The organism is Kitasatospora setae KM-6054, from assembly GCF_000269985.1.
Classification (GTDB): Bacteria; Actinomycetota; Actinomycetes; order Streptomycetales; family Streptomycetaceae; genus Kitasatospora; species Kitasatospora setae.
In genome coordinates this window covers 2,870,197-2,891,374 of sequence record NC_016109.1, presented here as the reverse complement: position 1 = coordinate 2,891,374, position 21,178 = coordinate 2,870,197, and the positions used below count along the sequence as shown (strand labels likewise).

The following is a 21,178-nucleotide window of genomic DNA, read 5'->3' as shown; positions in this document are numbered from 1 at the left end:
CAGGAGGGACGACGTGACCGGAACGTCCGACGACCAGAACTGGTTCGGCCAGCAGCAGCCCCCCCAGCCCCGCCGCCCCCACCCGCAGCCGGAGCAGCCGCAGCCCGACTACTACGCGCAGCAGCAACCGGGCTACGAGGGCTACGAGCAGCAGCCGCAGGCACGGCAGCAGGGCTACGAGCAGCAGCAGGGGTACGGGCAGGGCGGCGGTCAGTACGACCAGTACGACCAGTACGGGGCGCAGTACCGGCAGCCCGGGGCCGGTGCCGACACCGGGACCGGGGCGTACCCGCAGGATCCGTACGGCGGCGGCCAGCAGGGCGGGTACCAGGCCCAGGGGTTCGAACAGCGCGGCTACGAGGCGTCCGGGTACGAGGCGTCCGGGTACCAGCAGGGCGGCTACGGCCAGAGCGGGTACGAGCAGGCCGGGTACGAGCAGGGCGGTTACGAGCAGGGCGGCTACGAGTCGCAGGGGTTCGAACAGCGCGGCCACCAGGGGCAGTTCGGCGAGCAGCAGGGCGGCGGGGAGGCGTACGGGCAGCAGTCCTACGACCCCTACTACGGGCAGCAGTCGTCCGCGCGGGGGCCCTACCAGGAGACGGCCGCGTCCGCTGCTCCGGCGCAGGCGCCCGTGCAGGCACCGGTGGCACCGGTGGATCCGGTGGGTGCCGCGGGCGGGGTGGGCGCGGCTCCGGCCGGGCCGGCCGCCGGGGTGGTGCCGCCGCGGGCGCGTTCGAGGGCGTCCGCTCCGGTGCCGGCTCCGGTGCCGACGCCGACACCGGTGGCCGCGCCGGCGGAGGAGCCGTCCGAGCTGGTCGGCGGCCGGTCGGCAGCCGCGGCGGCCCGGGCGAAGGCCAAGGGCGGAGAGTCGTACACCACGGGCGAGTTCAGCTTCGTCGACGAGCAGACGGAGGAGTCCGAGGACGCGATCGACTGGCTGAAGTTCGCCGAGTCGCGCAGCGAGGTGCGGGCCGAGCGCCGGCGCCGGCTGCGCAACCGGCTGGTCTCGCTGCTGGTGGCGGTCGCGGTGCTGGCGGCGGGCGGCGTGGGCTACCTGTGGTGGGCCGGGAAGTTCGGCGGCGGTGACGACGCGACCAAGGCGGTCGGCGGCCGGTACGTGAACGTGGTGCACCTGCGGGACCCGCAGGGCAAGGTCACCACCGCGCTGCTGGTCGACGACGAGGGCGGGAGGAAGGCGACCGTCCTGCTGCTGCCGGACACCCTGCAGCTGCCCAGCAACGGGGACTCCGTCACCACCACGGTCGGCAAGTCCCTGGACGAGGTCGGCGCGTCCGCCACCCGCGAGGGCCTGACCTCGGTGCTCGGCGCCAAGGTGGCCGGCACCTGGCGGCTGGACACCCCCTACCTGCTGCTGCTGGTCTCCCAGCTCGGCGGCGTCAGGGTCGACACCAACGCCGAGGTGCGCGAGGACAACAAGGCCGACGGCAAGGTGCTCGCCCCGGCGGGCAAGGACGTCCTGCTGAACGGCCACGCCGCCGTCGCCTACGCGACCCTGCAGGCACCCGGGGAGAAGCGGGACGCCCAGCTGGCCCGCTTCGGCCAGGTGATGTCCGCGGTGATCAACACGATGCCGGTCACCATGGCGGACGCCACCGACGACGTGCGCCGGATGAACTCCGTCGCCGACCCGTCGCTCCCGGAGAACGCGCTGGCCGGCGTGCTGGTCAACCTGGCCAAGCAGGCCAAGGCCGGGCACCTGTCCACCGCCGTGCTCACCACCAAGGCCGACGGCACCCTGGACGACGCCACCGCGGGCAAGCAGGTGAAGGAGATCCTCGGCGGTGCCCTCGGCAGCGTCAAGGGCACCGGCGGCTCCACCCGCGTCACGGTGGTCAACGCCTCCGGCAGCGACACCTCGGGGGCCGCCGCGAAGGTCGCGGTGATCAACTCGGGCATGGACCCGCTGCCCTCCAGCGCGAAGGCGCCCGAGCAGGCGGTCTCCGAGATCCGCTACACCGACGACGCCAAGCAGCCGGCCGCCCTCACCCTGGCGACCAGCATGGGCCTGCCGGACTCGGTGGTGAAGAAGATCACCGACGCGCAGAACGCGGACCTGGTGCTGGTGATCGGCAAGGACTACCAGCCGCCGTCGCAGAAGACGCAGTGACGGCCGGCCGCCGGTAGCCGGGGCGCTTCCGGTGTGCCGCCGGGGCCGGGAGGCCCCGAGGACGCGCGGCGCGGGGCTGGTGCCGGGCTGCTGCCGGGAGGGCCCGGTACCGGGCCGGCGTGAGGCCGGTAGGCGGCCGGTACGGGGTCGATGCGGGGCCGGTCGGAGCCCCCGGGCGGAAAACGCTCGGGGGCTCCGTCGCGTTCGTGAGATCCTGGGAGGGTATCCCCACAGCCGATCCGGAAGAGCATCGTGACCGTCACCGACCGAAGCCAGGAACTCATCACCGTCGCCGCGCAGGCGGCGGCCGACAAGCTGGCGCACGACATCATCGCCTTCGACGTCAGCGAGGTGCTGTCGATCACCGACGCCTTCCTGATCGCCTCCGCCGCGAACGACCGCCAGGTGCGGGCGATCGCCGAGGAGATCGAGGACCAGCTGCGCGAGAAGCTCGACGTGAAGCCGGTGCGCCGGGAGGGCGAGCGCGAGGGCCGTTGGATCCTGCTCGACTACCTGGACATCGTGGTGCACGTCCAGCACTCCGAGGAGCGCTCCTTCTACTCGCTCGACCGCCTCTGGAAGGACTGCCCCGAGCTGCCGCTCCCCGAGGAGGCGCTGGCCACCCGCAATCGCCCGGAGAACGCCGTCACCGACGCCGCTGGCAACGCCGTCTCCGGAGGCGACCTCTGAGCCGCCCCGGGGCCTGGCCGCGCATCGTCTTCTGGCGGCACGGCCAGACCTCCTGGAACCTCGAATCGAGGTTCCAGGGCACCACCGACATCGAGCTCACCGACCAGGGCGTCTTCCAGGCCAAGCGGGCGGCCCGACTGCTCGCCGGGCTGCGGCCCGACCTGCTGATCTCCTCCGACCTGCAGCGGGCCCGGCACACCGCTGCCGAGCTCTCCGTGCTCACCGGCCTCGAAGTGCACCACGACGAGGGCCTGCGGGAGACCTACGCGGGGGAGTGGCAGGGGCTCACCAACGCCGAGATCCGGGCCCGCTACCCGGAGCAGTACGAGGCGTGGGCGAACGGCGAGCAGGTCCGGCGCGGCGGCGGCGAGCTGGCCACCGAGGTGGCCGACCGCTCCGTTCCGGTGGTGCTGGACGCGGTGGAGAAGCTGCCGGAGGGCGGCACCCTGGTGGTGGTCAGCCACGGCGGCACCATCCGCACCATGATCGGCCGGATGCTGGGCCTGGAGCCGACGTTGTGGGAGCGCTTCGGCGGCCTCTCCAACTGCTGCTGGTCGGTGCTCGGCCAGGACTCGCGCGGTTGGCGACTGCTGGAGCACAACGCGGGCACCCTGCCGCAACCGGTCATCGGCGACGAGGCCTGAGGCGGCGGCCCGAAGCCTGAGGCGGAAGCCGAGGCGGGACCTGACGGCCGGCCGACCGACCCGGATTTCACAGTTCCGGCTCTGACCAGCTAGAGTCTTCCTCGTTCGCAGCGAAGAACGCAGACGGGAAACCGGGGGCGGGAGTCGCGGAACTGCGGGGCTATAGCTCAGTTGGTAGAGCGATTGCATGGCATGCAATAGGTCAGGAGTTCGATTCTCCTTAGCTCCACTCCGCACCGGTGGTCCGTGAGTGGTCGTCAGTGTCGCGGGGCTATAGCTCAGTTGGTAGAGCGATTGCATGGCATGCAATAGGTCAGGAGTTCGATTCTCCTTAGCTCCACAGCAGTTCCGCGAGGCCGCTGCCCGAACAGGGCGGCGGCCTTCGGTGTTTCCGCGACCGTTCTCGTCGCCGCTCCCGGGGGTGCGACCCCTCGGGTGCCGGGCGGGTCCGCCCTGCGGGCCCGTCGCGGAGTCCGCTCCGAGGTCTGCCGCGGTGCCTGTCACGGACCCCCTCTCGGGGGTGCCGGAACAGATTAGGGCCGGGGGCGACGACCGTGTACAGTTGTCGATGTCGCCAAGGGAAACCGCAGGTGACAGCAGTAACAGCATGGGGCTATAGCTCAGTTGGTAGAGCGATTGCATGGCATGCAATAGGTCAGGAGTTCGATTCTCCTTAGCTCCACAGCAGTCCGAAGGCCGCCCCGCGAGGGGCGGCCTTCGGCCGTTCACGGGACTTCCCTGCCGAGCGGGGTGCGCGGCCGCTACGGTCGTGCCATGGCCGACCTGGTGCGAAAACGGAACGACGAGCTCGCCCGGATACTCCACCAGCTCGGTTGGAGCCCGGAGCGGCTGGCCCGCGAGGTGAACGCGGTCCTCCCGGTCGGCATGGCGATCAGTTCCACCGCGCCGTACAAGTGGCGCGACCGGGGCATGGTGCCGCGCTCGCCGCACGACCAGACCGTCTGCGAGGTGCTCGGCCGCAGCGTCGGCATCGCCGTCACCTACGAACAGCTCTGGGGTCGGATGGGCTCCCACCGGGGCGCGAAGATGCTCTCCCCCCGGCTGCTGACCGATCCGTGGACCGCCGGCACCGCGCAGACCGCGCTCCACGAGGCGGGCGCCGACGGTGCCCCGGTCCGGCTCACCGACCTGTTCCGCGGCGACGAGCTGGAGCAGGCGGCCCGGCACTGGGCCTCCCCGCCGCCGCCGGTCACCGGCGGCGAGGGCGCGCTGCGGATCGCCCCGGAGCAACTGGCCGACCTGCGGCTGTCCTACGAATCCAAGCAGCGCCTGGAACGCGCCTACGGCGGCGGCCTGATCCTCGACCTCGCCAAGGCCGAACTCGCCATGGTCGGGAAGCTGTTGGAACTCGGCAGCTACGACGAGCCGCTCGGCCGCGAGCTCTACGGCGCGGCCAGCCGGCTGGCCCGGCTGGTCGGCTGGGCCAACTACGACATGGGCAACGACGCCGCCGCGCAGCGGGCCTTCGTCGCCGCGCTGCGGGCCGCGCACGTCTCCGGCGACCCCCGGCTCGGCGTCGGCGTGGTCGGCTGCCTCGCCGTCCAGGCGACGTACAACCCCGGCGGGCGGGGGCTGGACCCGGTGGCGATGCTCTCCACCGCGCTGCGCGCCGCCGAGGGCGTGCTGACGCCGCGCGAGCGGGCCCTGCAGTTGGGGCGGATCGCCCGGGCGCACGGCCGCAAGGGCGAGCAGATCAGCGCCGAGGCGGTCGCCGAGCGGGCCTTCCGGGTGCTGGCGGACGTGGAGGGGCACGCCCAGGAACGGGCCGACCTGGAGGGCATGGTCGGTGAGGGGTACCTGCTGCTCGGCGAGCACGGGCAGGCGCGCAGCCTGCTGCTGGCCGCGATCGACTCCCTCTCGGTGGAGCGCGCCCGGGCCAAGGCGCTGTTGATGGTGCGCCTCGCCGACTCCTACCGGCGCACCGGTGAGCGGGCTGAGGCCGAACGCACCGCCGACCGGGCCCGGTCGCTCGCGGCGGGCATGCAGTCGGCCCGGGTGGCCCGGGCCCTGCGGGACTTCGACACCGCGATGCGCGCGGAGGCGTAGCGGCGCGTGATGCGGGGGCCGAGGGGTTTGGGCGTGGTGGAGGCGCCGGGGGCGGTCGGGGTAGCCCGGGCGATCGGGTCGGTCGGGGTTCGGGGGCCGGGGTCGGGGCTCCTGGGGGTGTTGGGGCTGTTGGGACTGTTGGGTGCTCGGGCTTCGGAGGCGCTGAGGGGCCTGGGGGTGGTGCGGGAGCGGGAGCCGGTCGTGCGCTTCGGGTGGGTGCGGCGGGCCGGGGGCGGGCGGGGGATTGACGTGGTGGGGCGAAAGGGGGTTGAGGGGGTGCGGTACCCTGAGCCCATGCGAGCTGTGCGCCTGCTTCTTAGTCGGCCGCGCTGACCAGGACCGGCCCGAGGGCCGGAGTCGGCGTGGCGTCCCCTCCTGCGGAGGGGTTTTCTGCTTTCTACGGCCTGTTCGCTGACTGATGACGATGGAGCCCGAAGGACCATGAGCGAGACGACCCCCGCTTCCGGCTCGGCCGAAGCCGCCACCGAGCCTTTCCGCTACGGCGCCGCGCTGGCCGCCGAGATCGAGTCCCGCTGGCAGGACCTGTGGGAGAAGGAGGGGACGTTCGACGCCCCCAACCCGACCGGCCCGCTGGCCGACGGCTCGCCCGTCGCCGCGAAGCCCCACAGCTTCATCATGGACATGTTCCCGTACCCGTCGGGCGCCGGCCTGCACGTCGGCCACCCGCTGGGCTACATCGCCACCGACGTGTACGCCCGCTTCCAGCGGATGAACGGGTACAACGTCCTGCACACCCTGGGCTACGACGCCTTCGGCCTGCCCGCCGAGCAGTACGCGGTGCAGCACGGCGTGCACCCGCGGGTGTCCACCGAGGACAACATCGCCAACATGCGCCGGCAGCTGCGCCGGCTGGGCCTGGGCCACGACTCGCGCCGGTCGATCTCCACGATCGACCCGGAGTACTACCGCTGGACCCAGTGGATCTTCCTGCAGATCTTCAACTCCTGGTACGACGAGGCGGCCGCCAAGGCCCGTCCGATCACCGAGCTGGTCGCCCAGTTCGAGTCCGGCGAGCGCGAGGTGCCGGGCGGTCGCGCCTGGGCCGGGCTGTCCGGCGTCGAGCGTGACGAGGTGCTGGGCGAGTACCGGCTGGCCTACTCCAAGGAGGTGCCGGTCAACTGGTGCCCCGGCCTGGGCACCGTGCTGGCCAACGAGGAGGTCACCGCGGACGGCCGCTCCGAGCGCGGCAACTTCCCGGTGTTCAAGTCGAACCTGCGCCAGTGGATGATGCGCATCACCGCCTACGCGGACCGCCTGATCGACGACCTGGACCTGCTGGACTGGCCCGAGGCGATCAAGCTGCAGCAGCGCAACTGGATCGGCCGCTCCGAGGGCGCCCGAGTGGACTTCACGGCCGGCGGCGACACCGTCACCGTCTTCACCACCCGCCCCGACACCCTGTTCGGCGCCACCTACATGGTGCTGGCGCCCGAGCACGCCCTGGTCGACACGGTCGTTCCCGCCGAGTGGCCGGCCGGGACGCGCGAGGAGTGGACCGGTGGTGCCGCCAACCCGGCCGACGCCGTCGCCGCCTACCGGGCCGCCGCCGCCGCCAAGTCCGACGTGGAGCGCCAGGCCGACGCCAAGGTCAAGACCGGCGTGTTCACCGGTGCCTTCGCGACCAACCCGGTCAGCGGCGAGCAGATCCCGGTGTTCATCGCCGACTACGTGCTGATGGGTTACGGCACCGGCGCGATCATGGCCGTCCCGGCGCACGACAGCCGTGACTTCGCCTTCGCCCGGGCCTTCAACCTGCCGATGCGCTGCGTCGTGCAGCCCACCGACGGGCGCGGCGAGGACCCGCAGGACTGGGACGACGCCTTCGACACCTACGACTCGGTGCTGGTCAACTCCGAGCGCGAGGGCCTGTCGCTGAACGGCCTGTCCGTGGTCGACGCCAAGGCCCGGGTCACCGCCTGGCTGGGCGAGCGCGGCATCGGTGAGGGCACCGTCAACTACCGCCTGCGCGACTGGCTGTTCAGCCGCCAGCGGTACTGGGGCGAGCCCTTCCCGATCGTCTACGACGAGACCGGCGCGATGCACGCGCTGCCCGAGTCGATGCTGCCGGTCGAGGTCCCCGAGGTGGAGGACTACTCGCCGCACACCTACGACCCCGACGACGCCGCATCCTCCCCGAAGACCCCGCTGTCCCGGAACGAGGACTGGGTCAACGTCGAGCTGGACCTGGGCGACGGAGTCAAGACCTACCGCCGCGAGACCAACACCATGCCCAACTGGGCCGGTTCCTGCTGGTACGAGCTGCGCTACGTCGACCCGGTCAACTCCACCTCGGTGGTCGACCCGGCCAACGAGGCCTACTGGATGGGCCCGACCGCCGAGAAGCCGGCCGGTGGTGTCGACCTGTACGTCGGCGGTGCCGAGCACGCCGTGCTGCACCTGCTGTACGCCCGCTTCTGGCACAAGGTGCTGCACGACCTGGGCCACGTCTCCTCCGTCGAGCCGTTCCACAAGCTGTTCAACCAGGGCATGATCACCGCGGACGTCTACCGCGACGCCCGCGGCTTCCCGGTGCCCGCGGCGGAGGTCGAGGATCCGCAGGGCAACGGCCAGTACGTCTGGCAGGGCGAGCCGGTCCGCCGCGAGGCGGGCAAGATGGGCAAGTCGCTGAAGAACGCGGTCGCCCCCGACGAGATCGCCGACGAGTACGGCGCGGACACGCTGCGCCTGTACGAGATGGCGATGGGCCCGCTGGACGTCTCCCGCCCCTGGGACACCCGGGCCGTGGTCGGCTCGTACCGCTTCCTGCAGCGGCTGTGGCGCAACATCGTCTCGGAGGTCACCGGCGAGCTGGTGGTGACCGAGGAGGAGCCGGACGAGGCGACGCTGCGCGCGCTGCACAAGACGATCGACGGCATCCGCGGCGACATGGCGGGCATGCGGTTCAACACCGCGGTGGCCAAGGCCATCGAGTTGAACAACTTCCTGGTGAAGCGCGGCTCCACACCGCGTTCGGTCGCCGAGTGGATCGTCCTGCTGGTCGCCCCGCTGGCCCCGCACATCGCCGAGGAGCTGTGGCGCCGGCTGGGCCACGAGGAGTCGCTGGCCTTCGCCGACTACCCGGTGGCCGACCCGGCGTACCTGGTCGACGACACCGTGACCTGCGTCGTGCAGATCAAGGGCAAGGTCAAGGCCCGCCTGGAGGTGCCGCCGTCGATCTCGGACGCCGAGCTGGAGGCCCTGGCCCTGGCGGACCCGGCCGTGGTCGCGGCCGTCGGCGGCGCGGAGGTGCGCAAGGTCATCGCCCGCGCGCCGAAGCTGGTGAACATCGTCACCGCCTGACGTGACACCGGCCGACGCGCTGTCGGCCGGGCCGGGCCGGTCGTCCCCGTGCTGGGGCGGCCGGCCCTTCGCCGTTTGCGGGCCCTGGCGGGCGGGCACGCGGAGGAACGTGCACGCGGACGTGCGGAGGAACGCGAACAAGGATGGCTCCGTTCTTCGAGTGGACGTGGATTCGAGCGGCCGTGGGAACGGCCGGGGAGTTCAGGGAAATCGCTTGGGGGACATCCCTGAGCTGTCCCTGATCTCGGCCGCGAGGGGCTCCGGCGGCCTGCTGCCGGCCGCCGCTCGGGGCTACGGTGGAGATCCGGCGGCAAACGGGCCGCGCCGGGCGGTCCTTGACCGGTCACGGGCGGAAGGTGGGCTCCCGATGGAAGCGCTCGGTGTGGTGATGGCGCTGGTCGCGCTGTTCGGGGTGGCGCTGTTGGTGATGGCTGTGGTCGGCACGGTGAAGGCGGCGAAGGCGGTGGCGGCCAAGGTCGACCGGCACAGCGCCAACGCCCAGCGGGCGATGGAGAACGCGGCCCTGAAGGCGAAGAGCTTCGCCAAGCCGGGTGAGCAGGGCCGGATCGCCGCGCTCCGGCTGTCCCTGCGCACCTCGTTGGACTCGACCCGCCAGGTCCTGCAGGCAGGACTCCCGCAGGACGGCCAGCTCACCGACGCGCTCCAACTGCTTGCCCGTCTCGACTCGCATGCGGGGGAGCTCGACACCGAGCTGCGGATGCTGGAACGGGAGCCGATGAGCAGCCGGGTCACCGCCAAACTCCCCGAACTACGCGAGCGAGCCGAGCGGATCACCCACTCCGCGGACTCCCTGCGCTGGGCGGCCCAGGACCGGATCCGTCGCTTCGCCGACGACGAACTCGCCCGCCTCGGCAAGGAGTGCCAGGACGAGGCCGGAGCCCTGCGCCATTGGACCCCCGCCGACCCCGGTGGATCCGCCGCCGACCGGGCCGCCGAAACCCCCGCCGCCGGAACGGACTCCCCGGGCACGGCCGCGTCCTCCGCCGAGGAACCCGCCGACCGCCGTAAGGGGCTCGGCTCCGGTCGTCCGAGCAGTGCCGAGGAACTGCTCGGGCTCGCCGCCGAACCGCTCTCCCGCCTCGCCGACCGCCTCCGCAAGCCGAACCCGGCGGGCCCCAACCGTTCATGACCCCGCGTCATGGTCTGGTTGCTTTCCGTGCTCGAGGAGGTTACCCGGCCTCCATGGGGCAAAACCACCGAATAACGAGCGCTGTCCTCCCGGCCCCGCGACGGGTAACCTCCGGCTCATGCCCGGCCACCTCGCACTTGTCACGGATTCCACCGCGTATCTGCCCCAGCAGGCGGTGGACCGGCACGGCATCCGGGTGGTACCACTCAGCGTCGCGGTGGGTGACGAGGTCTTCGCGGAAGGCGTCGAGATCTCTCCTAAGGACGTCGCTGAGGCCCTGCGCTCCAAGCAGCGGGTGACGACCTCCCGCCCCAGCCCCGAGACCTTCGCCGCCGCCTACCGGGCTGCAGCCGAGGCCGGTGCGCGCGGCATCGTCTCGATCCACCTGTCGGCTGAGCTCTCCGGTACGGCGGAGGCCGCCCGCCTGGCCGCCTCCGCCGTACCGATCCCGGTCCGGGTGGTCGACAGCCGGCTCGTCGGCATGGCGCTGGGGAGCTGCGTCCTGGCCGCCGCCGAATCGGCCGCCGCCCTGATTGCGGCCCGTGCCGCTTCGGTGCCCGGCGTTGACGGCGACGGTGGCGGTGCGAGCGGTGGTGGCGTGGGCGATGGCGTCATCGAGGCGGACCTCGACCTGGTGGTCGCGGCCGCCGAGAGCCGGGCCGCCGGCACTGCGGGCTTCTTCTACGTCGACACCCTGGAACACCTGCGGCGGGGCGGTCGGATCGGAACCGCCCAGGCGCTGGTCGGCTCCGCGCTGGCGGTGAAGCCCCTGTTGCACCTGGCCGGGGGCCGGATCGAGCCGCTGGAGAAGGTGCGTACGGCCTCCCGCGCGATCGCCCGGCTGGAGGAGATCGCCGTGGACCGGGCGGGACAGCGGCCGGTGGACGTCACCGTTCACCACCTGGCCGCCGAGCACCGGGCCGAGCCGCTGGCGGAACGGCTGCGCGAGCGGCTCCCCGGTCTGCGGGAGCTCTACGTCAGCGAGGTGGGTGCTGTTATCGGTGCGCACGTCGGCCCCGGGCTGCTGGCCGTAGTGGTGGCTCCGATCATCTGATCGTCGCACCGAAGTTGATCGATATCACCCTTTCGAGTGACAAGAGTTATCCACAAGCCCGGGTTATCCACAGGGGTGGACGAATTCTCTGACGGTTCGTCGGCGTCGTTCTACCGTCCTCGCCATGAGGACCATGACCACCCCCCAGACCCGCCGCCGTCAGACCACCGAAACCGCCCGGACCAGGCTCGACCGGATCTTCCCGGCCGACCTGCCCGCTCAGCCCGACCCGGTCGAACCGTCGGAGGACGGCGTCAGCACGATCGGGAGTGCTGACGCCGGGTCGCCCGAACCCGACCGGCCGGACGATCCGCAGCCGGCCCTGCCCTCGGCACGCCTCCCCGCGACGCAGGGCGCACCCGCGCACCCCGCGCGTTCGGTGCCCGACACCACCCGCGCGACCGCCCGACCCGACCCGAGGAACGACAGCCCGCCATTCCTCGACCATGGCCGACCCGGCACGCGGCCGGAGCGAGACCCGCCTCACCGAACAACTGACGACAACCCTCCGCCGGACGGTCCTACGACTGGTGGCCGACCGGGCTCAGAGCCGGAGCCGGAGTCGGAACCTGATCCGGAGCCGGCATCGGACCTGCCATCGGCCGGTCCGGCGCCACCCGCGAACCCTGCCGACGCCTCCCATCGCACCCCGCCGAAACTGCCCTTGCGATTCCGCCTCCCCACCGCGTTCGCCCTCGACCGCCGGGCCGTACTCGGCCTGACCGTCCTGCTCGTCCTCGCCACGGGCTACGCCGTCCAGCACTTCTGGCTCGGCCGGCCGCGTCCCGTGCCCGTCCCGGTCATCGCCATGGCCGGACCCGCTTCCGACCAGGCCCCGGAGGGAGCGTCGGTGCTCCAGCCGACCGGGCCGTCCCTCGTCATCGACATCGCCGGAAAAGTTCAACGCCCCGGCCTGCGAACCCTCCCCGCGGGTTCAAGGGTCGCCGACGCCCTGACCGCTGCCGGTGGACCGCTCCCCGGCACCGACACCAGCCTCCTCAACCTCGCCCGCCCACTCACCGACGGAGAACAGATCCTCGTAGGTACCGATCCCCCGCCCGGCGGCACGACCCCGACCGGGCGCGCCGGCCCCGTCAGCCTCAACCACGCCGGTGCGGACCAACTCGACTCGCTCCCAGGTGTCGGTCCCGCCCTCGCCCAGCGCATCCTCCAGTACCGCCTCGCTCACGGCCCCTTCCAATCCCTCGACCAACTCCGCCACGTCCCCGGTATCGGCCCGCGCAAGTACGAAGACCTCAAGCCGTTGTTGACCCTCTGACGACCCGCCGACCCGCCGACCCGCTGTTCCCGCTCGCCGCCGCCCGACCCGAGCGGCCGCCGTCCTCCGCCGAACGGCGCCGCGCACTGTCCGGGTCGTACCCCTGGGGTGCGACCACCGAGACGACACCGCCGCACTGATTGGAGGCTGCCCCTGTAATCAGACCACCCACGCTGCCCGGGAAGGAGCCGCACCCGGGGGAAACACCCTGCTTCGTGAACCACCAGCACACCAGCACACCATCCGCCGCCGACTGCCGCTCACGCCGAGAGGAGGCACCCCGATGTCGGTCACACCTTCCACCGCCCGCCGAAACGTCGACTACCGGCTGCTCCTCCCGGCCGTCACCGCATGGGCCGTGACCTCCGCCGTCATCGGCCTGGAGCCGAATCGCCATCCCCCGCTGTTCATGGCCGCGTTGGTCGTCGCAGTTTCCTCCTGCGCCCTGCTCGCCACGAAAGGACCCCGCCGTTCGATCCATCGCCTGACCGCCGCCGTCCTGCTGACCGCTGCCGCGGCGGCGACCACCACCGCCCTGCACACCGCCGACCTGCACCGCGGCCCGCTACCCGCGCTGGCCCGTCCGCCCGCACCGCTCACGCCGCCCCCACCGCCCACGGCGCCTCCACCGTTTACGGTGCCCGCACCCTCTACCGGGCCAGGGCAGTCGGATAGCGAGGACGAACGGGCCGCCGCGGGGCGGCCCGTGGGCGAGAGACCCGTCAACCCCGAAGTCACCGTCCAGCTGACCGTCACGGGCGACCCGAAGCAGCGCGGCCCGCACCCCGGGGGAAGCCCGCTCTCCAGGCCGACCCTCACCGTCCCCGCACTCGTCACCCGGGTCCGCCTCGACCCCGTGCCGCACAGCGGCTCCGCGTCGGACCTCACCACCCGGACACGGACACCCGTCACCCTGCTGATCCGCTCCCAGGAGGACTATCCATGGCGGCAGTTGATCCCCTCCACCGAACTGGAACTGCGCGCGGAGGTGCTGCCGGAGCGTCCGACCGCGTCCGGCGGGCGCTCCCGGACCGACTCCGCGGCGCTGCTCGTCCCACAGGGGCCGCCGCGCGTCACGGCACCGCCGAGCCTTCCGCAGCGACTCGCGGCGCACCTGCGCGAAGGGCTGCGCGACGCCTGCGACCACCTGCCGCCGGATTCGCGCGGGCTGCTCCCCGGATTAGTGGTGGGAGACGTCTCACGGCTGCCCGACGACCTGGCGGACGCGTTCCGGGCCACCGACCTCGGTCACCTGGTCGCGGTGAGCGGCGCCAACCTGGCGATCATCCTGGCCGTGCTGGTCGGCGGCACCTCCAGCGAACCGGAAGCTCCCGTCCGCGGCGGCCTGGCCGGGGTGCTGGGCCTCTCGTTCCGCACCACGGCGCTGCTCGGCACCGTGCTGACGCTGGCGTTCGTCACTGTCTGCCGCCCTGATCCGAGCGTGCTCAGAGCGGCCGCGACCGGGCTGATCGGATTGCTGGCGTTGGCCACCGGCCGCCCCCGGAGCGGTGTTCCCGCACTGGCCGGCGCCGTGCTGATCCTGATCCTCGTCGATCCCCAGCTGGCCCGCTCGTACGGGTTCCTGCTCTCGGCACTGGCCACCGCCGGGCTGCTGGTGCTCGGGCCGAGGTGGACGGCGGCGCTGCGGGCGCGCGGTTGGCCGCGCCACCTGGCATCGGCGGTTGGCGCCACCGCGGCTGCGCAGGCCTTCTGTTCGCCGGTCACCGTGCTGCTCGCACCCCGGGTCAGCCTGGTCGGGGTGCCGTGCAACCTGCTGGCCGAGATCGCGGTGGCCCCGGCCACCCTGCTCGGGTTCGGCGCGCTCGCGGCCGCACCCCTCTCGAAGGGGACGGCCGAGTTCCTGACGGACCTCGCGGCACTGCCGGTCGGATGGCTGGCCACCGTCGCGCGGCACGGGGCGGAACTCCCCGGGGCAGAACTCGCCTGGCCGGCCGGGCCGTTCGGCGCGGTGCTGCTGGTCGTGGTGATCCTGTCGCTGGCCTGGGCGGTGCCGCCGCTACTGGCCGGCCACCGGTCCCGGAGCCGACGGACACGGGGCCTGGTCGCGCTCGCGGTCGCTCTGCTGCTGCCGGTGGTGCTGCTGCGGCCGCCCTCCGTCGTCCGGTTGGCGACCGGCTGGCCGGCCCGGGGGTGGCGGCTGGCGGTGTGCGACATCGGACAGGGTGACATGACCGTCCTGCCCGTGGGGCCGGGCAGTGCCGTGGTGGTGGACGCCGGGCCCGACCCGAAGGCGGCCGACGACTGCCTGCGGGGCCTCGGGGTGACCGAGATCCCCCTGCTGCTGCTCACCCACTTCCACGCCGACCACGCGGAGGGCATCCCGGGCGTGCTGCGGGGTCGGTCGGTCGGGGCGATCGAGGTGACCGCCGCGGAGGAGGCGGATGGTGAGAGGTCCCGGGTGCTTCGCTGGGCGGGAGCCGGCGGCATCCCGGTGGTGCGTGCGCAGCGCGGTGAGCGGCGCACTGTCGGAGCCGAACTCGCGTGGCAGGTCCTGTGGCCGACCTCGCCCCTGGCCCCCGAGGCGGAAGGGGCGAACAACTCCAGCATCGCTATCCTCGCCACGGTCGGCCCGTCCGCCGCCCCGCTGAGAGTCGCACTGCTCGGAGACCTGGAACCGCCGGCCCAGGCCGCCGTGCTGGCGCTCGGTCTGCCGCCACCGGCACCGCCCGCTCCGCCTCCGGCGGTTCAGGGGGTTCCGACGGTCCCGACAGCTCCGACGGTTCGGGCGGCCCCACCGGCCACCACGAACAGGACGTCGGCGCGTGGATCGGCTGACGGGGTGTCGGTGGCCGGGAGCGGCGCTGATGGTGCGGGGCGGTCGGTGCTCGCGGGTTCGGCGGGGAGCGCGGCGCCGAGCGGTCCGGGGCCGCCGGGAGTGGGGCGGGTGGACGTCCTCAAGGTGGCGCACCACGGATCGGCCGGCCAGGACTGGTCGTTGACGGCCGCGCTCCGCCCCCGGCTGGCCCTGATCTCCTGCGGGGAGGGCAACCCGTACGGGCATCCGGCGGCGCGGACCGTGGCGGGGCTCAGGGCGCTCGGGGCGATGGTGGTCAGGACCGACCGGTCCGGCGATATCGCGGTCCTGGGTGATGCGCGGACCCTGGCCGTGGCGACGCACCCGCGTCCGGCGCGCGGCTGAACGGGGGCCGATGCGGCGGGCGGTCCGTTCCAGGGCGGGGAGGCGGCGCGGAGAGAGGAAGGAACCGCTCACGCAAACGCCCGCCCGGGCGGGTGAGGCACCTCGCCCGGGCGGGGCCAGGGAGTATCGGTGGGAGGGGCGGTGAGAGACGCGGGCGGGGTCAGCCCTGTTCGCGCCAGCCGTCCTGTTCGGCGACGAGCTGGTCGAGTTCGGAGAGCAGGCGGGGGGTCCAGCCCTCGTCCTCGGGGGCCTCGACCACCACCAGCCACTGGGCGTCCTCGGCATCGTCCTCCCCGGCGAGGGAGTCCCGGACCACCTCGACGTCGCCCAGTTCGGGCCAGCGCGCGCCCAACTCCTCGGCGACCTCCTCCGCCGCACCGCGGTCGGGGAGGACGAGCAACTGACGGTCAATGTTCTCGATCACGTCATCATTCTCCTCAGCCGCGCGGTCCGAAGGGCATCGACCCCGCTCTCCGACCGACCGGGCGGGCGGGCACGGGTGGACACGGGCGGGGCACAGGCGGGTGGCGAGCGGATGCACGGTGAACGCGGGTGGAAGGAGAGGGCGGACGGAGGGTCCGGGGCGTGCCGGGCTGTCGGCGCGGCGTGCGATCCTGGTAGGCGATGGCCAGGAAGAGTGCACCCGACGACCTGCTCGCCCCGCTGACCGTTGCGGTCGGTCAGGAGGAGTTGCTGCTCGACCGCGCGGTCGCCCAGGTGGTGGCCGCGGCGCGGGCGGCGGACCCGGACACGGACGTGCGGGATCTCGCGCAGGGCGTGCTGCAGCCGGGGCAGTTGGCGGAGCTCACCACGCCCTCGCTCTTCGCGGAGCGGAAGGTCATCGTGGTCAGGGCCGCGCAGGACCTCTCGGCCGACTCGGTCAAGGAGGTCAAGGCCTACCTGGAGTCACCCGCCGAAGAAGTGATCATGGTGCTGGTGCACGCGGGCGGTGCCAAGGGCAAGGGTCTGCTGGATGCGGCGAAGAAGGCGGGCGCCCGGGAGGTCGCCTGCGCGAAGCTCACCAAGGCGGGCGAGAAGCTGGCCTTCATCCGCAACGAGTTCCGCACCCTGGGCCGGGCCGCCAGCCCCGAGGCGTGCCAGGCGCTGCTGGACTCGCTGGGCAGCGACCTGCGGGAACTGTCGGCCGCGTGCAGCCAGTTGACCGCGGACATCGAGGGGCCGATCGACGAGACGGCGGTCGCCAAGTACTACAGCGGCCGTGCCGAGGCGACCGGCTTCGAGGTGGCCGACCTGGCGGTGACCGGTCGGGCCGCCGAGGCGCTGGAGCGGCTGCGCTGGGCCCTGGCGGTGGGCCAGCCGCCGACCGGCATCACCTACGCCCTGGCCTCCGGCGTCCGCAGCATCGGCCGGCTGGCCTCGGCGGGCCGCAACATGCGGCCCGGCGACCTGGCGCGCGAACTCGGCATGCCGCCGTGGAAGATCGACCGGGTCCGGCAGCAGATGCGGGGCTGGACCGGTGACGGCGTGGCTGCCGCGCTCACCGCCGTCGCCGAGGCCGACGCCGCGGTGAAGGGCGGTTCCGACGACCCCGCGTACGCGCTCGAACGGGCCGTCGTCGCCGTGGCCCGCGCCTCCCGGGCGGGCTCCCGCCCTTACTGACGGCTGACGCCCACGCCCACGGTCGAGCGGGCGGCAGGTGCCAGCCGGTGCCGGTGCTTCGGCGCGCTCGCGCCCGCTGTCGGGTCGGTGGCTCGGGGCGGGCGGTGGCGGCCCCGGGTGGTGCCGGGCGGCGTGGCCGGTCAGGTGGGGGAGCCGCCGAGGGCGTGGAGGAGGTCGCGGGTGTCGGAGAGCAGTGCGGCGCGGACCTGGTCGAGGTCGGGGGCGGTGGCCTTGCCGTCCTGGTAGGAGCCGGACCAACTGGCGTAGCAGGTCATGCCGCCCTGTCGGACGTACAGGACCTGGGTGAGGTAGTGCCAGCTCGGGTCGCTCCGGCCGGGGTCGTCGAGGTAGCCGAGGTAGGCCTCGTCGCCGAGGGCGTCCACCGGGCTGATCAGGTAGCGGCGCTGGGCCAGGCCCTCGCGCTGGGCGCCGAACTCCGGGGCCGGGTCGACCTGGTGGTGGAGTTGCACCTGGAGGTAGAGCGAGTAGTGGTCGGAGTCGGTGGCGGCCTTCTTGCGGTACTGGCTGCAGTACATCTCGTCCGTCACCCGGTGGCGCGTCGTGTAGTGGTACGGGCTGCCGGAGGGAGACGGGTACAGCCGGCCGAGGGCGGGCAGGGCGGCGGTGGCGCACAGGTCGTCCTCCGCCCGGTACCCGGCGGAGGAGGGGGCGGGCGGCTTCGCGAGGCCGTCGCGGACCAGCGGCGGCACGGTCAGCACGGTGACCGCCCACACCGCCGAGGCCGCCAGTGCTCCGCCGACGCCCCACCACACCCCGGGGCCTGGCCCGCGGCGTCCGCGCCCGCGCTCCCGCCGCCGCCGGCCACCGCCCCGGGCGGGCGGGACGGTGGGAGCGGGCCCGTACCCCTGGAGCGAAGGCGGCGGCGGTGGAATCGACATCGTTCCCCTGCGTAGTCGGGCGGGCACGGAAGGTGCCGAGTACCCTACTCCCGCCGCTCGGCGGGGGCCGATTCCGCGCCGGTGCCCCGGTTGACGCCGTCACTCGTGCGGTGGGTGGCGACGGGTGGCGCGGGGAGGCGGGGGCCGGAAACGCCGACTGCCCGTCCGGTGTGCACCGGACGGGCAGTGGGGGCGAGGGTCCTGGACGGGACGCTCTCGCCGTGGAGCCGGGTACCGCACCCGCGTGGCGAACGCAGGCCGCGTGCGGTACGGGTCGTGCGGCTCGTCGGGACTCCGGGTAGAGGGCCGGGGTCTCCGGGAGCGGGTGGTCGGCGGTGGCGGGTAGAGGGCCGCGGGTTCACGCCGACCGGGGCGGTGCGGGGGGCACCGGGTGCACGGCGGGGCCGTGCGGGGAGAACCTGGATCAGGCGGCGACGGTGACGCGCTTGGTGATCGCCGACTTCTTGTTGGCGGCCTGGTTCTTGTGGATGACGCCCTTGCTCACGGCCTTGTCGAGCGCCTTGGAGGCGGCGCGGGCCAGCACGACGGCCTTCTCGGTCTCGCCGGCGGCAGCGGCCTCGCGGGCCTTGCGCAGAGCGGTCTTCAGCGAGGACTTGACGGCCTTGTTGCGCAGGCGCGCCTTCTCGTTGGTCTTGTTGCGCTTGATCTGGGACTTGATGTTCGCCACGAAAGAGCCTCAGTCTGTGTGAATCGACGTGAATCGACAGCTAAACGGGTCGCACCCGTTCGCCGTTCGGGCCTGCTGAGAGGGCATGCCGACGGCGGAGTGCAGCCGCCCACGCTACCAGGGCCCGCCCGGCCGCCCCAAACCGGACCGCCGGGCGGGAACGGTGGTGCGGCCGGCGGTCAGGCGGTGAGCAGCGGTTCGCCGTAGTGCTCGACGACCGGGAACGGGTCGTAGAAGTGGTGCAGCAGCTCGCGCCAGCGGGCGTACTCGGGGGAGCGGCGGAAGCCCTCGGTGTGGTCCTCCAGGGTGTCCCAGCCGACCTGGAGCAGGAAGCGCGAGGTGCTGCCCGCGTCCAGGCAGCGGCGCAGTTCGAGGGAGCGGAAGCCGCGCTGGGCGGCGATCAGCGGGCGGGCCTCGGCGAAGGCGGCGAGGAAGGTCTCCTCCTGGCCGGGGAGGACGTCGAGCAGGGCGCTTTCCAAGATCATGGGGTGATCGTCCCGCACGCCCGCTCGGGCCGGAAGGACCGGGGGTCGTCCGGCATGGGAGGATGGGCGGAACCATTATTGATCGGATCAGAAATCGGACCAAGGTGCCCGCGACCCCCAGCAACGTGCCAGAGCCCAGCCGTACTGACCCGGCGGTGATCCGCAACTTCTGCATCATCGCCCACATCGACCACGGCAAGTCGACGCTCGCCGACCGGATGCTGCAGATCACCGGCGTGGTGGACCCCCGGCAGATGCGCGCCCAGTACCTCGACCGGATGGACATCGAGCGCGAGCGCGGCATCACCATCAAGTCCCAGGCCGTGCGCCTCCCGTGGGCGCCCAAGTCCGGTGAGAACGCGGGCACGACGCACATCCTCAACATGATCGACACCCCCGGCCACGTGGACTTCACGTACGAGGTGTCCCGCTCCCTCGCGGCCTGCGAGGGGACCATCCTGGTGGTCGACGCCGCCCAGGGCATCGAGGCGCAGACCCTCGCCAACCTGTACCTGGCGCTGGAGAACGACCTCACGATCGTCCCGGTGCTCAACAAGATCGACCTGCCGGCCGCCCAGCCGGAGAAGTACGCCGCCGAGCTCGCGCACATCATCGGGTGCGACCCGGACGACGTGCTGAAGGTCTCCGCGAAGACCGGCCTCGGCGTCGAGGAGCTGCTCGACCACGTGGTCGACCGGATCCCGGCCCCGGTCGGCGCCAAGGACGCCCCGGCCCGCGCGATGATCTTCGACTCGGTGTACGACTCCTACCGCGGCGTGGTCACCTACGTGCGAGTGGTGGACGGTCAGCTCACCAAGCGCGAGCGGATCGCCATGATGTCCACCGGCGCGACCCACGAGCTGCTGGAGATCGGCGTCATCTCGCCGGAGCCGAAGGTCGCCGACGGCCTCGGCGTCGGCGAGGTGGGCTACATCATCACCGGTGTGAAGGACGTCCGGCAGTCCAAGGTCGGTGACACCATCACCTCGATGCACAAGGGCGCCACCGAGCCGCTGGGCGGCTACAAGGACCCGCGCCCGATGGTGTTCTCCGGCCTCTACCCGCTGGACGGCTCGGACTACCCGCTGCTCCGCGACGCGCTGGACAAGCTGCGGCTGAACGACGCCGCGCTGGTCTACGAGCCGGAGACCTCGGTCGCGCTCGGCTTCGGCTACCGCTGCGGCTTCCTCGGCCTGCTGCACCTGGAGATCATCCGGGAGCGGCTGGAGCGCGAGTTCAACCTCGACCTGATCTCCACCGCCCCGAACGTGATCTACCGGGTGGTCATGGAGGACGGCAGCGAGCACACCGTCACCAACCCGAGCGAGTTCCCCACCGGCAAGATCGCCGAGGTGTACGAGCCGGTGGTGCGCGGCACCATCCTCGCCCCGAACGAGTTCGTCGGCGCGATCATGGAGCTCTGCCAGGCCCGCCGCGGCAACCTGCAGGGCATGGACTACCTCTCCGAGGACCGGGTCGAGCTGCGGTACACGCTGCCGCTGGCCGAGATCGTCTTCGACTTCTTCGACCAGCTGAAGTCCAAGACCCGCGGTTACGGCTCCTTCGACTACGAGCCGATCGGCGAGCAGGCCGCCGACCTGGTGAAGGTCGACATCCTGCTGCACGGCGACGCGGTGGACGCGTTCTCCGCGATCGTGCACAAGGAGAAGGCCTACAACTACGGCGTGATGATGGCCGGCAAGCTGCAGAAGCTGATCCCGCGCCAGCAGTTCGAGGTGCCGATCCAGGCCGCGATCGGCTCCCGGGTGATCGCCCGCGAGACGGTCCGCGCGATCCGCAAGGACGTCCTCGCCAAGTGCTACGGCGGCGACATCTCGCGCAAGCGCAAGCTGCTGGAGAAGCAGAAGGAAGGCAAGAAGCGGATGAAGATGGTCGGCCGGGTGGAGGTCCCGCAGGAGGCCTTCATCGCCGCGCTGTCGACGGACGCGGAGGCCCCGAAGGAGAAGAAGTAGCTCCTCCGGCACGGGCAAGC

15 protein-coding genes and 3 tRNA genes are annotated in these 21,178 nt (G+C 72.5%); 14 read left to right on the top strand and 4 right to left on the bottom strand.

The window, feature by feature from the left end; genetic code table 11:
* Positions 1-13: 13 nt before the first annotated feature.
* The 12 genes from KSE_RS12740 to KSE_RS12675 all read left to right on the top strand — a co-directional run bounded on the left by KSE_RS12740 (position 14) and on the right by KSE_RS12675 (position 15,493).
* Positions 14-2,128: a LytR C-terminal domain-containing protein gene (locus KSE_RS12740; RefSeq protein WP_014135721.1), complete on the top strand. Its 2,115-nt coding sequence runs from the start codon at positions 14-16 to the stop codon at positions 2,126-2,128.
* Between the two features lie 252 nt (positions 2,129-2,380).
* Positions 2,381-2,818: a ribosome silencing factor gene (gene rsfS, locus KSE_RS12735; RefSeq protein ID WP_014135720.1), complete on the top strand. Its 438-nt coding sequence runs from the start codon at positions 2,381-2,383 to the stop codon at positions 2,816-2,818.
* Positions 2,815-3,462: a histidine phosphatase family protein gene (locus tag KSE_RS12730; protein ID WP_033258289.1), complete on the top strand. Its 648-nt coding sequence runs from the start codon at positions 2,815-2,817 to the stop codon at positions 3,460-3,462. Before rsfS ends, KSE_RS12730 begins: the two co-directional genes overlap by 4 nt.
* Before the next feature lie 156 nt (positions 3,463-3,618).
* Positions 3,619-3,691 (top strand) — tRNA-Ala (locus KSE_RS12725).
* Positions 3,692-3,729: 38 nt separating this feature from the next.
* Positions 3,730-3,802: transfer RNA gene (locus KSE_RS12720), tRNA-Ala, on the top strand.
* 269 nt (positions 3,803-4,071) lie between these two features.
* Positions 4,072-4,144, top strand: a tRNA-Ala gene (locus KSE_RS12715).
* A gap of 92 nt (positions 4,145-4,236) precedes the next feature.
* Entirely contained in the window at positions 4,237-5,529 is a 1,293-nt protein-coding gene (locus KSE_RS12710; protein WP_014135718.1) for a hypothetical protein, read from the top strand.
* 441 nt (positions 5,530-5,970) lie between these two features.
* On the top strand, positions 5,971-8,850 hold the full coding sequence (gene leuS / locus KSE_RS12700) for a leucine--tRNA ligase (protein WP_014135717.1): 2,880 nt from the start codon (positions 5,971-5,973) through the stop codon (positions 8,848-8,850).
* Positions 8,851-9,217: 367 nt separating this feature from the next.
* Positions 9,218-10,000 (top strand): hypothetical protein, encoded by a 783-nt coding sequence (locus KSE_RS12695; RefSeq protein WP_014135716.1) that lies wholly within the window; start codon positions 9,218-9,220, stop codon positions 9,998-10,000.
* Between the two features lie 118 nt (positions 10,001-10,118).
* On the top strand, positions 10,119-11,054 hold the full coding sequence (locus KSE_RS12690; protein ID WP_014135715.1) for a DegV family protein: 936 nt from the start codon (positions 10,119-10,121) through the stop codon (positions 11,052-11,054).
* Between the two features lie 664 nt (positions 11,055-11,718).
* Complete coding sequence (locus KSE_RS41120) at positions 11,719-12,333, top strand: ComEA family DNA-binding protein (RefSeq protein ID WP_033258260.1); 615 nt, start codon at positions 11,719-11,721, stop codon at positions 12,331-12,333.
* A 283-nt stretch (positions 12,334-12,616) separates the two neighbouring features.
* Entirely contained in the window at positions 12,617-15,493 is a 2,877-nt protein-coding gene (locus KSE_RS12675; protein WP_014135713.1) for a ComEC/Rec2 family competence protein, read from the top strand.
* Between the two features lie 160 nt (positions 15,494-15,653).
* On the opposite strand, the gene KSE_RS12670 is transcribed toward KSE_RS12675, so the two are convergent.
* Positions 15,654-15,917, bottom strand: a complete 264-nt coding sequence (locus tag KSE_RS12670; protein ID WP_014135712.1) for a hypothetical protein — start codon at positions 15,915-15,917, stop codon at positions 15,654-15,656.
* Between the two features lie 200 nt (positions 15,918-16,117).
* Between KSE_RS12670 and holA the strand changes: the two genes are divergently transcribed.
* Complete coding sequence (gene holA / locus KSE_RS12665; RefSeq protein WP_014135711.1) at positions 16,118-17,113, top strand: DNA polymerase III subunit delta; 996 nt, start codon at positions 16,118-16,120, stop codon at positions 17,111-17,113.
* A gap of 140 nt (positions 17,114-17,253) precedes the next feature.
* Here holA and KSE_RS12660 read toward each other — a convergent pair whose 3' ends face one another.
* From KSE_RS12660 to KSE_RS12650, 3 genes are all read right to left on the bottom strand, one after another.
* On the bottom strand, positions 17,254-17,886 hold the full coding sequence (locus KSE_RS12660; protein WP_014135710.1) for a hypothetical protein: 633 nt from the start codon (positions 17,884-17,886) through the stop codon (positions 17,254-17,256).
* 550 nt (positions 17,887-18,436) lie between these two features.
* The gene (gene rpsT, locus KSE_RS12655; RefSeq protein WP_014135709.1) at positions 18,437-18,700 is read right to left on the bottom strand and encodes a 30S ribosomal protein S20; all 264 of its coding nucleotides are present in this window, start codon (positions 18,698-18,700) and stop codon (positions 18,437-18,439) included.
* Between the two features lie 179 nt (positions 18,701-18,879).
* Positions 18,880-19,185 carry an antibiotic biosynthesis monooxygenase family protein gene (locus tag KSE_RS12650; RefSeq protein ID WP_014135708.1) on the bottom strand — a complete coding sequence of 102 codons (306 nt, stop codon included), beginning with the start codon at positions 19,183-19,185 and terminating at the stop codon, positions 18,880-18,882.
* A 104-nt stretch (positions 19,186-19,289) separates the two neighbouring features.
* On the opposite strand from KSE_RS12650, the gene lepA reads away from it, so the two are divergent.
* The gene (lepA, locus tag KSE_RS12645) at positions 19,290-21,158 is read left to right on the top strand and encodes a translation elongation factor 4 (protein ID WP_014135707.1); all 1,869 of its coding nucleotides are present in this window, start codon (positions 19,290-19,292) and stop codon (positions 21,156-21,158) included.
* Positions 21,159-21,178 lie beyond the last annotated feature (20 nt).